The sequence below is a fragment of the Streptomyces sp. SP17BM10 genome (genome assembly GCF_036322405.1).
Lineage (GTDB): Bacteria > Actinomycetota > Actinomycetes > Streptomycetales > Streptomycetaceae > Kitasatospora.
The window spans coordinates 104,453-117,214 of sequence record NZ_JAQYXB010000623.1; the positions used below are offsets into that span (position 1 = coordinate 104,453).

General features: G+C 74.3%; 8 protein-coding genes. 1 reads left to right on the plus strand and 7 read right to left on the minus strand.

The window, feature by feature from the left end:
• Nucleotides 1-22 precede the first annotated feature (22 nt).
• The 3 genes from PUR71_RS24960 to PUR71_RS24970 form a co-directional block, all read right to left on the minus strand.
• Nucleotides 23-1,993, minus strand: a complete 1,971-nt coding sequence (locus PUR71_RS24960) for an acetyl/propionyl/methylcrotonyl-CoA carboxylase subunit alpha (protein ID WP_329929658.1) — start codon at nt 1,991-1,993, stop codon at nt 23-25.
• 70 nt (nt 1,994-2,063) lie between these two features.
• Nucleotides 2,064-3,662 (minus strand): acyl-CoA carboxylase subunit beta, encoded by a 1,599-nt coding sequence (locus tag PUR71_RS24965; RefSeq protein ID WP_329929336.1) that lies wholly within the window; start codon nt 3,660-3,662, stop codon nt 2,064-2,066.
• Complete coding sequence (locus PUR71_RS24970; protein ID WP_443077571.1) at nt 3,659-5,389, minus strand: acyclic terpene utilization AtuA family protein; 1,731 nt, start codon at nt 5,387-5,389, stop codon at nt 3,659-3,661. Before PUR71_RS24970 ends, PUR71_RS24965 begins: the two co-directional genes overlap by 4 nt.
• 335 nt (nt 5,390-5,724) lie before the next feature.
• Between PUR71_RS24970 and PUR71_RS24975 the strand changes: the two genes are divergently transcribed.
• Nucleotides 5,725-7,116 (plus strand): FAD-dependent oxidoreductase, encoded by a 1,392-nt coding sequence (locus PUR71_RS24975; protein ID WP_329929338.1) that lies wholly within the window; start codon nt 5,725-5,727, stop codon nt 7,114-7,116.
• Nucleotides 7,117-7,360: 244 nt separating this feature from the next.
• Here the strand turns inward: PUR71_RS24975 and PUR71_RS24980 are convergent, their stop codons facing one another.
• The 4 genes from PUR71_RS24980 to PUR71_RS24995 form a co-directional block, all read right to left on the minus strand.
• On the minus strand, nt 7,361-8,956 hold the full coding sequence (locus tag PUR71_RS24980; protein WP_329929339.1) for a CocE/NonD family hydrolase: 1,596 nt from the start codon (nt 8,954-8,956) through the stop codon (nt 7,361-7,363).
• 144 nt (nt 8,957-9,100) lie between these two features.
• Entirely contained in the window at nt 9,101-10,030 is a 930-nt protein-coding gene (locus tag PUR71_RS24985; protein WP_329929340.1) for a Gfo/Idh/MocA family protein, read from the minus strand.
• Nucleotides 10,031-10,202: 172 nt separating this feature from the next.
• A complete protein-coding gene (locus tag PUR71_RS24990) occupies nt 10,203-11,114 on the minus strand; it encodes a LysR family transcriptional regulator (protein ID WP_329929341.1) in 912 nt (303 codons plus the stop codon).
• A 425-nt stretch (nt 11,115-11,539) separates the two neighbouring features.
• Nucleotides 11,540-12,733 (minus strand): glycine C-acetyltransferase, encoded by a 1,194-nt coding sequence (locus PUR71_RS24995; protein WP_329929342.1) that lies wholly within the window; start codon nt 12,731-12,733, stop codon nt 11,540-11,542.
• Between the last annotated feature and the right edge of the window lie 29 nt (nt 12,734-12,762).

The following is a 12,762-nucleotide window of genomic DNA, read 5'->3' on the forward strand; positions in this document are numbered from 1 at the left end:
GGGTCTCGCGTGTGCGGGATGGTCAGGCTTCCGGTTCGTGGGCGGGTTTGACGACGGCGAGCAGGGTGCCGAGTTCGACCTGCCGGCCGGGGTCGGCGCGGAGTTCGACGAGGACGCCGTCGGCGGGGGCGGTGACGCGGTGCTCCATCTTCATCGCCTCCAGGAACAGCAGCGGCTGGCCGGCGGTGACGGAGTCGCCGACGGCGGCGACGACGCGGATGACGGTGCCGGGCATCGGCGCGAGCAGGGCGCCCGGTTCGGTCCGCGCGGTGGGGTCGGGCAATCGCGGGACGATGGTGAGGGCGGTCGTGCCGTCCGGGGTCTCGACGAAGACGTCCGCGCCGTAGCGGGCGACGCGGTACGTGCGACGGATCGTGCCGTGGCGGAGGGTGACGCGCTCCGGCGTGTGCTCGACGAGCGCCGTCTCCGGGTGGTCGTCGGCTCGCAGGCCGTCCCGGGCGACGCGGTAGCGCACCGCCAACTCGCCTCCGTCGGCCATGCGGTAGCGCTTGACCTGCGGCTGGGACGGCAGGTTGCGCCAGCCCGACGGCAGCGGGGTGCGGCGCTCGGCGGCGTCGGCGAGGGCTGCGGCCAGGGCTGCCCGCGCGGCGCCCTTGTCGTCCGGGGCGGTGAGGTCGGCCGCGTGTTCTGCGAGGAAGCCGGTGTGCAGGCGGCCCGCCAGGAACGCCGGGTGGCGCAGTGCGCGGACGAGCGACTCCCGGTTGGTGGCGGGCCCGTGGAGCCGGGTGCGGGCGACGGCGTCGGCGAGGCGGCGGGCGGCGGCCGAACGGGTCGGGGCCCAGGCGATCACCTTGGCGAGCATCGCGTCGTAGTGCGGCGTGATGGTGCTGCCGCTCTCGACCCCGGCGTCGAGGCGCAGCCCGCGTCCGTCGAACTCCGCGTGCGGGAGCGTGAGTTCGAAGCGGTGCAGGGTGCCGGTGGCCGGCCGGTGGTCCTGCGCCGGGTCCTCGGCGTAGAGGCGGGCCTCGATCGCGCAGCCGTCCGTGGGCGGGGGCTCGGAGGGGAGCTTCTCGCCCTCGGCGACGGCGAGTTGGAGCGCGACCAGGTCGAGTCCGGTGACGGCCTCGGTGACCGGGTGCTCGACCTGGAGGCGGGTGTTCATCTCCAGGAAGTGGAACCGGCCGTCCTCCGCGAGGAGGAACTCGGCCGTGCCCGCGCCCGCGTAGCCGATCGCGCGGGCCGCGGCGACGGCCGCCGCGTGCAGCGCGCTGCGCACGGCGTCGGGGATCCCGGGCGCCGGGGCCTCCTCGATCACCTTCTGGTGGCGCCGCTGCAGCGAGCAGTCGCGGTCGCCGACCGCCCAGACCGTGCCGTGCGCGTCGGCCATCAACTGGACCTCGACGTGGCGGCCGGTGGGCAGGTAGCGCTCGCAGAACACCTCGTCGGAGCCGAAGGCCTTGGCCGCCTCCGAGCGGGCCGCCGCCAGTTCGCCCGGGAGGTCGGCGAGCGAGCGGACGACGCGCATGCCGCGTCCGCCGCCGCCGGCCGCCGCCTTGACCAGGACCGGCAGGTCCGCCTCGGTGGGGTCCGTCAGCGCGTCGAGGACGGGCACGCCCGCCTGTGCCATCAACCGCTTGGCGGCCGTCTTGGAGCCCATCGCGGCGATCGCGGCCGGCGGCGGGCCGACCCAGGTGAGGCCCGCGTCGAGCACCGCCTGCGCGAACCCGGCGTCCTCGGACAGGAATCCGTACCCCGGGTGGACGGCGTCGGCGCCCGCGTCGAGGGCGGCCCGGACGATCAGGTCGCCGCGCAGGTAGGTGTCGGCGGGCGCGGCGCCCGGAAGCCGGACGGCGGCGTCGGCCTCGCGGACGTGCGGGGCGTCGGCGTCCGGGTCGGAGTGCACGGCGGTGGTCGCGATGCCGAGGGCGCGGCAGGTGCGGAACACCCGGCGGGCGATCTCGCCGCGGTTGGCGACCAGCAGGTTGGTGATGGTCGTGGTGGTGCTGGTCGTGCTGGTGCTGGTGGCGGTCATGGTCGTGGTCGTGGTCATCGTGGGTGCCTCGTCCTCGGTGTCCTCGGTGTCCTCGGTGGTCATCGGGGCCTCACATCCGGAAGACGCCGTAGCCGCGCGCGCCCTCGACCGGCGCGTTGTGGATCGCGGACAGGCAGAGGCCGAGCACCGTCCGGGTGTCCCGCGGGTCGATCACACCGTCGTCGTAGAGCCGGCCGGAGAGGAACGCCGGGAGCGACTCCGCCTCGATCTGCTGCTCGACCATCGCGCGGATCGCCGCGTCCGCGTCCTCGTCGTACGGCTGCCCCTTCGCCGCGGCCGACTGGCGGGCGACGATCGACAGCACCCCGGCCAGCTGCTGCGGGCCCATCACCGCGGACTTGGCGCTCGGCCAGGCGAACAGGAACCGCGGCTCGTACGCCCGCCCGCACATGCCGTAGTGGCCGGCACCGTAGGAGGCGCCCATCAGCACCGAGACGTGCGGCACGGTCGAGTTCGCCACGGCGTTGATCATCATCGCGCCGTGCTTGATGATCCCGCCCTGCTCGTAGTCCTTGCCCACCATGTAGCCGGTGGTGTTGTGCAGGAACAGCAGCGGGGTGTTCCGCTGGTTCGCCAACTGGATGAACTGGGCGGCCTTCTGGGACTCCGCGCTGAACAGCACGCCCTGCGCGTTCGCCAGGATCCCGACCGGGTAGCCGTGCAGGCCGGCCCAGCCGGTGGCCAGGCTCGGGCCGTACATCGGCTTGAACTCGTCGAAGTCGGAGCCGTCGACGATCCGGGCGATCACCTCGCGCGGGTCGAACGGCACCTTGAGGTCGCCCGGGACGATGCCGAGCAGCTCCTCCTCGGCGTACTTCGGCGGCTCGGCGGACGCGTCCGGCCCCGGGCCAGGCTTGCGGTGGTCCAGCCGCGCCACGATCCGGCGGGCGAGGCGCAGCGCGTCCGCCTCGTCGACCGCGAAGTGGTCGGCCAGGCCGGAGGTCCTGGCGTGCATCTCGGCGCCGCCGAGCGACTCGTCGTCGGCCTCCTCTCCGGTGGCCATCTTCACGAGCGGCGGGCCGCCCAGGAACACCTTGGCGCGCTCCCTGACCAGCACGGTGTGGTCGGACATCCCCGGCACGTAGGCGCCGCCGGCGGTCGAGTTGCCGAACACCACGGCCACGGTGGGGATCCCGGCGGCGGACAGCCGCGTGAGGTCGCGGAAGAGGGCGCCGCCGGGGATGAAGATCTCCTTCTGGCTGGGGAGGTCGGCGCCGCCGGACTCGACCAGGTTGACCAGCGGGAGCCGGTTGGCGAGCGCGATCTCGTTGGCGCGCAGGGCCTTGCGCAGCGTCCAGGGGTTACTGGCGCCGCCACGGACCGTCGGGTCGTTGGCGGTGATCACGCACTCGACGCCCTCGACGACGCCGATGCCGGTGACCAGCGCGGCACCCACCGGGTAGTCGCTGCCCCAGGCGGCGAGCGGGGAGAGTTCCAGGAACGGCGAGTCCTCGTCGATCAGCAGCTCGATCCGCTCGCGCGGCAGCAACTTGCCGCGTGCGCGGTGGCGTTCGACGTACTTGGGGCCGCCGCCGGCCAGCGCCTTGGCGTGCTCGGCGTCGAGGGCGGCGAGCTTGTCGAGCATCGCGGCGCGGTGTTCGGCGTGGTCGGGGGCGGCCGGGTCGACGCGGGTGGGCAGGACGGTCACGGCGCCTCCGTGCGGTTCGGGTTCGCGGAATCGTCGGGGAGCGGTTCGGGGACGGCGGGGACGTCGGGGAGCGGTTCGGGGACGTCGAGGGCGTCGAGGAGCGGTTCGGGGACGTCGACGTGGCGGGAGCGCAGCCACTCCCCCAGCGCCTTGGCCTGTGGGTCGAAGCGGTGCTGGGCGGCGACGCCCTCGCCGAGCAGGCCGGTGATGACGAAGTTGAGCGCGCGGAGGTTGGGGAGCACGTGCCGGGTGACGGGCAAGTCCTCCGTCTCGGGCAGGAGTTCGCGCAGCAGGTCGACGGTGAGGGTGTGCGCGAGCCAGCGCCAGCCGTCGTCGTCGCGGGCCCAGACGCCGAGGTTGGCGTCGCCGCCTTTGTCGCCGCTGCGGGCTCCGGCCACCAGGCCGAGCGGGGCCCGGCGGGTGGGGCCGGCGGGGAGTGGGGCGGGCAGCTCCAACGCCTCCGCGAGACAGGGCGATTGAGGGCCGACCTGCGGTGGGGGGATGATCAGGTGACGGCCGTCCGGGAGGACGGCGGTGTGCTCCACCGCCTTCGCGTCGACGTACGCGGCGGTGAACACCCCGTACGGCGCGCCCGGACCGGGCGGGGCGGTCAGGTGGAAGCCCGGGTATCCGGAGAGACCCAACTCCACGGCGGCCTTGCCGAGTTCGCGACCGACCTTGGACGGGTCCGGGTCCCGGGCGGTCAGGCGCAGCAGCGCGGAGGCACCCTCCTCGGTGGAGGCGTCGGGGTGGTCGGTGCGGGCGAGCGTCCAGGTCAGCTCGGCCGGGCGGCGGGCGGCCGGGATGGCGGCCTCCACCTGGCGTTGCACCAGAGCGGCCTTGGCCTCGATGTCGAGCCCGGTGAGGACGAAGACGACCTCGTTGCGGTGGCCGCCGAGCCTGTTGAGGCCCACCTTGAGCGTGGCGGGCGGCGCCTCGCCGCGCACGCCGTCGACGCGGACCCGGTCGGGGCCCTCCTGGGTGAGGCGGACGGTGTCGAGCCGGGCCGTGACGTCCGGCCCGAGGTAACGCGAACCCGTGGTCTCGTACAGGAGTTGGGCCGTGACGGTGCCGGTGGTGACGGCACCGCCGGTGCCCGGGTGCTTGGTGATCACGCTGGAGCCGTCGGCGCGCAGCTCGGCGATCGGGAAGCCGGGCCTCGTCACGTCGTGCTCCCGGAAGAACGCGTAGTTCCCGCCGGTGGCCTGCGCCCCGCACTCCAGGACGTGGCCGGCGACGACGGCGCCGGCCAGGGCGTCGAGGTCGTCCGGGGTCCAGCCGAAGTGGGCGATCGCCGGGCCCGCCACCAGGGCGGCGTCGGTGACCCGGCCGGTCACGACGACGTCCGCGCCCTCGGCCAGGCAGGCCGCGATGCCGAACCCTCCGAGATAGGCGTTGGCGGCCAACAGGCCTTCGGGCCATCCGAGTTCCGCGACGCGCGGGAGCAGGTCGTCGCCCTCGACGTGGGCCACGGTGGCGGCGATCCCGTAGCGCTGGGCCAGCTTGCGCAACTCCCCGGCGAGCCGGGCCGGGTTGAGTCCGCCCGCATTGACGACGATCCGCACCCCGCGCTCGCGGGCGAGGCCCAGACACTCCTCCATCTGCCGCAGGAACGTCCGCGCGTACCCCAGCGACGGGTCCTTCAACCGGTCCCTGGCCAGGATGAGCATCGTCAACTCCGCCAGGTAGTCCCCGGTCAGCACGTCCAGCGGCCCGCCGGTGAGCATCTCCCGGACCGCCACGAACCGGTCGCCGTAGAACCCCGAGGCGTTCCCGATCCGCAAACCCGCACGCTCGCGCACCAATGCGCCTCCCCTGCCGGTGAGTTGACGGTCATTCGACGGCCACCGCCGGGCAGCAGCGTGGCACCGGCCGGGGAAAAAAGCAATCACGCCTGCTTGTTTTTCACCTGGACCGATCGGCGCGGTGACGGCCTCGGAGCCGCCATCGGAGCCACCCCCGGGGCTGCCCCGGAACCGCCACCAGGGACGACGCCGGTTTGACGGCTGGCGATCACCGGACAGTAAGATCGCTCCGCAACACGACGCGAAGGGGAGCCTCAGTGGCGCGGGTTGCAGTGATCGGTGGCGGTATCAGTGGGCTGGGGACGGCGCTCATGCTGGGCCGCCGGGGCCATGCGGTGACACTGTTCGAACAGGACCCTCGGGCGGCCGGCGAGGACCTCGACCGGGACTTCTACGACTGGGCCAGGCCCCGGGTCCCCCAGGCCGACCAGCCCCACTCGTTCCTCGCCCCCGTGCGCACCGTGCTGCGCGCCGAGGCTCCGGACGTCTACGCCGACCTGCTGGCGCGCGGCGCCCACGAGTACCACGACTTCGACTGGTTCGACGAGCACCCGCCGCTGCGCGACGGCGACGAGGACCTGATCACGCTGCGCACCCGCCGCATCGTGCTGGAGGCCGCTCTGACCGCCGCGGTGCGACGGGAGGGCGGGGTCGACGTGCGGCGCGGCTGCCGGGTGCGCGGCCTCGCCTTCGCGCAGGGCCTGACACCGGCCGCGGGCATCCCGCCTCGGGTCACCGGCGTGCGGACGGAGGCCGGGACCCACCCGGCGGACCTCGTCGTGGACGCCGCCGGCCGCCGCTCACCGGTGCCCGGCTGGCTGACCGCCGGCGGCTGCCGCCCGCCCATGGTCGAGAGCCATCGCGCCGGGATCGCCTACCTGTGCCGCTGGTACCGCCTGCGCGCCGACGGCCCGCGCGATCCCGGGCGGGTCAAGACGGGTTCCGCCACGACCTTCGCGGCGGCCGGCGTCTTCCCGTCCGACAACGACACCTTCGCGGTCAGCATGGTGCTCTCCACCGCCGACCCGACCCGCGGCGCGCTCACCGACCCCGCCGTCTTCGAGGCCGTCGCCCGCACCTTCCCCGCCTGCGCCGCCTGGCTGGACCTCGCCGGCGAAGCGCAGTCGCCCGTCCTCGCGATGGCCGGCCTGGACAATCGCTGGAGCTCCCTCACCGACCCGGCCGGGCCCGTCGTCACCGGCCTGGTCAACGCCGGGGACAGCCTCGTCCACACCAACCCCACCCTGGGCCACGGCGTCGCCCTCGGCCTCCAGGCCGGCCAGTACCTCGCCGCGCACGCCGACGAGGTCGCCGCCGACCCCGCCGGCTACCACGCCTGGACCACCCGCACCCTCCGCCCTTGGTTCGACGCCCAGGTGAAGGCCGACCGGACCGCCGCCCAACGCCTCGCCGACGCCGCGCCCGCCACCGACGTCCGGGCCGCCGCCCTGGCCGCGTGCGCCTTCGAGGACCCCGTCGTCATGCGCGCCCGGGCCAATGTCCGCCACCTCGTCCAGACTCCTGACACCGCCTACGCCACCGACGAGGTGGACCGCCACCTCGCCGCCTGGCTCGCCGCCCGCCCCGACTTCACCCCGACCCACGACGGCCCGACCCGCGCCGAGTGGGACGCGCTGATCCCGGCCTGAGCCCGCCCGTTCGGCGGGACCCGCACCGACCACCGCCCGGTCCGCGTCGAGGCCGATGGAGGCGGCCCGGGCGGTGGCGGTGACGTCGGCCGGACCGTCGCGCGCGGCTGCGACACCCGTGAGGGGCGCGGACGCTCGCGACGGCGCCGACACCGTGCGGGACCACCTCACGTCGGTGTTCGCCAAGGCCGGCGAGAGCCCGCCGCCCGGATCGTGCCGGGCGGCGGGTGAGACGGAAGGCCGGTCAGCGGGTCGGCACGGAGACGTCCGCCGGGCCGAAGGTCACCGTGCTGCCCTTGGGCGTCTCGCCGCCGTACAGGTCGTCCCGGGTGCCGAGCACGAGCGCGAGGCGGTGGCCCGCCGGGACGTCGTAGGCGGTGGGGAACAGCGTGACGTCGAGCGGGAAGGACTGCCCGGCCGGGCGTCCGGTCCAGCTCTGCGGGGCGTGCGCGACCAGGCGGCCGACGCCGAGCGCGTCCACGTCGTAGAGGTACGCGACGGCCGTGCCCTGCGGCGCGGAGCTGGTGACGGTGGTCCGTACGCGGACCGCGCCGCGCACCCGCAGGCCCGAGCCGTACGGCTCCGACTGGCGGACGGCGGCGGCCGAGCGGTCGAGGAACGGCACCACGACGGTCGGCGGCTGGTGCAGCCACTGGTCGATCATGCCGGAGAGCAGGACGACGCCGGCGCTCGCGCCCGAGGACTCGTCGCCGCGCACCGTGGCATCGCCGCCGAGGCTCAGCCGCTCGGTGCGGGAGCTGACGGAGCTCCAGTCCGGGTACGCCTCGTGGGCGCCGCCCGGCCGGACCTCCAGGTCGACGCCGCCCTGCGGCCGGTCCGCGGCGCGCCCGCCCACCGGGCCCATCAGGTAGTGGTCGAGCCAGCCGCGGGCGTTGTCCCAGGTGGCGTTGGAGAAGCCGAGCAGGCCGGTGAACTCCTGGCTCGCGTGGTCGCCCGGGCGCAGTTCGAGGCGCTTGGGGACGGTCAGCCGCTGGTAGAAGTCGGCCATCTGGCCGGGGTTGAAGAAGCTGTCGTTCCAGCCGTTGGCGAGGTAGATCGCGGCGCCGTTGGCGTTGATCCGGTCCAGGTAGGTGGCCGGGGAGCGGACGCCCGCCCACGTGATCACGTCCGGCAGGTCGTGGTCGCCGAACAGGTCGTCCAGGGCGGTGGCGAACTCCGGGCTCTTGCGGCCGGTCAGGTGCTCGATGTTCTCCAGCCGGGTGGCGGCGGCGGTGTGCCGGGTCTGCCCGCTGTACAGCGCGTCGGTCAGGTCGGCCCAGCCGCTCAGCGAGGCGACGGCCTTGATCCGCGGGTCGAACGCGGCGCCGAGGAGGGTGAGTCCGCCGCCGAGCGACAGCCCGATCATGCCGACCCGCCGGGGGTCGGCGGAGGTGTTGGCGAGTGCCCAGTCGATCACCGTCGAGATGTCGGCGACGTCCTTGGGCCCGGCGACGTCCACCTCCCCGCCCGAACCCCAGAACCCGCGCACGGTGTACGTCACGACGACGTACCCGGCGGCGGCGAACTTGTGCCCCTGGGCGACGTACTCCAGGTCGTTCTGCCCCCAGCTCGCCGGCTGCACGACGACCGGGTACCGCCCCTGCGCGTCCGCCCCCGGCGTGCCGGCCGGCGGGGTGAACACGTCGGCCTTGAGCACGACCCCGTCCGAGGCGGTGATGCTCGCCAGGCGGAACGAGCCGAACGCCGAGGCCTCGGCGGTCACGGCGCGGGGGGCCGCGACGGCGGACGGTGCCACCGCGGCCCCCGCCCCGAGCCCGAGCGCCACGACGAGCGCGACGCTCACCGCCCGGTGTCCGCCACTGCGGTGGGGTCGTGCCATCACGCTGCTCCTCTGCTGCTCGCACGATCTCTGCTCACGAGATCCGGTCGCGGGGAGCCTAGCGATCTGACACAGCATCAGACGAGACGATGATCAGCCAAACTACTGGCCGGTAACCTTCCCTCCACCGTCGAGCCGCGCAGCTCAGGAGCCCTCGATGCGCTCCACGATCAGTTCGCACAGCTCGTGGGTGCGCAGGGCGTCGTGGGCGTCCAGGGTCCTGCCGGCGCGGTGGGCGTCGAGGAAGGCGAGGACGCACTGCTCGATGCCGCGCTGGCGGGCCACCGAGACCCAGTCGCCGCGGCGGCGGACGGTGGGCTGGCCGCGGTGGTCGATCACCTCGGCGAGGTTGTGGACCTCGCGCTTGGAGTCGCCGCCGGAGACCTCCAACACCTCCTCCGCCGAGCCGCTGCGGCGGTTCATGACCCCGAGAGCCGTGAAGCCGTCCCCGGCCAGGGTGAGCACGACGTGGTCGACGAGAGCGTCGACGCGGCGGGCGCGAACGTCGACGTGCTCGACCTCGCCGGGCACGAGGAAGCGCAGGGTGTCGACGACGTGGATGAAGTCGTCGTAGACCAGCGTCCGGGCGGCCTCGGGCAGGCCCTCGCGGTTCTTCTGGAGGACGATCAGGTCGCGCGGGCGCTCCAGGGCCTGGGCGTAGCCGGGGGCGTGGCGGCGGTTGAAGCCCACCATGAGCGACCGGCCGGTGCGGTCGGCCAGGTCGACGAGGCGGCGGGCGCCGTCGAGGGTGTAGTCGAGCGGCTTGTCGACGTACACGTCCACGCCGGCGGTGAGCAGTTCCTCGACGATGGGGACGTGCTGGTCGGTGGCCGCGTGCACGAAGGCGGCGCGGATGCCGCCCTTGATCAGTTCGCCGAGGTCGGTGTGGCGGTGGGCGGGGTCGATGCGGTGGGTGTCGCCGATGCGGTCGAGCTTGGCGCGGTCGCGGGTCATCAGGCGCAGGTCGAGGCCGGGCAGGGCGGTGAGGACGGGCAGGTAGGCCTTCTGCGCGATGTCGCCGAGGCCGACCACGCCGACGGGGAGTGCGGTTTCGAGGGCGTCGGGCCTGCTCACGAAGTCTCCGTTCGGTGGACGATCATCGGCCCCAGCCTAGGCGCGAACAGACCGGGACAGGACCGGACGGTCGGCGGGCGCCGAGCCGACGCCCGTGCACCGGAAGGTCGACGCCCGCCGCGCACACCGGCGCGAACTCGCCGATTCGGCGACGTGGAGCGGGAGTCCGGCGTCAGGCCTCGGTTGCGGCGGCCGCCGCCAGGGCGTCCAGGACCGGGCGGATCAGTGGGTGGCCGTCGGCGCCGGCGCGGACGGCGGCGAAGACGCGACGGGTGGCGAGTTCGCTGTCGACCGGGCGGACGGCGACGTGGCCGAGGTCGACGCCGCGCAGGGCCGAGCGCGGGACCAGGGCCACGCCCGCGCCGGCGGAGGCGAGGGCGACGACGGCCCGGAAGTCGTCCGAGGAGTGCACCAGACGGGGCTGGAAGCCGGCGTGCTCGCAGGCCAGCAGGACGACGTCGTGGCAGGGGTTGCCGGGGTAGGGGCCGATCCAGGGTTCGGCGGCGAGGTCGGCGACGGCGATCGGGCCGTCGTCGGCGGCCAGCGGGTGGCCGAGCGGGAGGACGGCCTCGAACGGCTCGGCGTACAGCGGCACGCGCCTGAGCCGGGCGTCGTCGGCACGCGGGGCGCCGCGGTACTCGACGGCCACCGCGAGGTCGGCGCGCCCGTCCAGGACCATCGGGAGGCTGGCGTCGCCCTCGGCGTCCAGCACCTTGAGGCGCACGCCGGGGGCGCGCTCGGCGAGCAGGCCGATGGCGGGGGCGAGGACGAGGGCGATGCCGGTCGCGAAGGAGGCGACGGTGACCTCGCCGGCGGCGCCCGCGCTGTACGCGGCGAGGTCGGCCTCGGCCCGTTCGAGCTGGGCGAGGACGGCGTCGGCGTGGCCGAGCAGGATCTCCCCGGCGGCGGTGAGGCGCACCCCCCGTCCCTCGCGGGCCAGCAGGTGGTGGCCGGTCTCCTGCTCCAGGGCGGCCAGCTGCTGGGAGACCGCGGAGGGGGTCAGGTAGAGGGCCGCCGCGGCGGCGGTCACGGTGCGGTGGTCCGCCACGGCCCGCAGGGTCCGCAGCCGTCGTGCGTCGATCACACCCCCAATTCTGCCAGCGTGGCGGGGCGATCCCGGCCGGGCGGCCGGGAGCTCACCGGACACCGCCCGGCGACAGCACGGATTGCGTTGCGCGGTGAGGATGGTGGCACTTCTGCGCCGATCTTCACGCTCGGACGTTGACCTTCCGCCTGAAGCCCGGTCGGCTCGTCCACGGCGGGCCGGGGGGTGCACAGGACGGCCGGCGACCCGCACCCCTCGCCGCCGCGACCCGCCCGCCGGAACCGCCAGGGCCGGCGGAACCGCCAGGGATACAGAAACCGCGAACGGGAGTGGGAAGCCGCGGGGGGACGGCTTCCCACTCCCGGGCGGGAGGGTGGGGCAGGTGGCTCTTGGAGCCCGTGGCCGGTCCGGTTCCGAGCGGACCGGCCACGGGCGGTTCATGGGGGGCTGAGCCCCCGGCGGGACTACTCTCCCAGCGCGGCGCGCGCGTCGACGAAGGCCGCCACGGCGCGCTCGACGTCCTCGGTGGAGTGCGCGGCCGACAGCTGCACCCGGATCCGGGCCTGGCCGTGCGGCACGACCGGGTAGGAGAACCCGATCACGTACACGCCGCGCTCCAGCAGGAGTTCGGCGAGCCGGCCCGCCTTGGCCGCGTCGCCGATCATCACCGGGGCGATCGCGTGGTCGCCCGGCAGGATCTCGAAGCCGGCCTCGGTCATCTTCGTGCGGAACAGCGCGGTGTTGGCCGCGAGCCGCTCGCGCAGCTCGTTCGAGTTCTCGACCAGGTCGAGCACCTTGAGCGAGGCCGCCGCGATCACCGGGGCGAGCGAGTTGGAGAACAGGTACGGGCGCGAGCGCTGGCGCAGCAGGGCGACGATCTCGCGGCGGGCGGCGACGTAGCCGCCGGAGGCGCCGCCGAGGGCCTTGCCCAGGGTGCCGGTGATGATGTCCACGCGGTCCATCACGCCGTGGAGTTCGGGGGTGCCGCGGCCGCCGGCGCCGACGAAGCCGACGGCGTGCGAGTCGTCGACCATGACCATCGCGTCGTAGCGGTCGGCGAGGTCGCAGATCTCGCGCAGCGGGGCGACGTAGCCGTCCATGGAGAAGACGCCGTCGGTGACGATCAGGCGGCGGCGGGCGTCCTGGGTCTCCTTGAGCTGCTGCTCGAGGTCGGCCATGTCGCGGTTGGCGTAGCGGTGGCGGCGGGCCTTGCTGAGCCGGATGCCGTCGATGATGCTCGCGTGGTTGAGCGCGTCGGAGATGACCGCGTCCTCGGCGCCGAGCAGGGTCTCGAAGACGCCGCCGTTGGCGTCGAAGCAGGAGGAGTACAGGATGGTGTCCTCCTGGCCGAGGAACGCCGAGAGGCGGTTCTCCAGCTGCTTGTGGACGTCCTGCGTGCCGCAGATGAAGCGCACCGAGGCCATGCCGTAGCCCCAGCGGTCCAGCGCGTCCTTGGCGGCGGCGAGCACCTCGGGGTGGTCGGCCAGGCCGAGGTAGTTGTTGGCGCAGAAGTTGAGCACCTCGCCGGGGCGGCCGCCGCCGGTGACGGTGACGGCGGCGCTCTGCGGGGTGCCGATCACCCGCTCCGGCTTGAACAGGCCGGCCTCGCGGATCTCGTCGAGGGTGGTGGCGAGGTCGGCGCGCACGTTGTCGAACACGAGCAGTCTCCTAGTCGATTCGTCGGTCC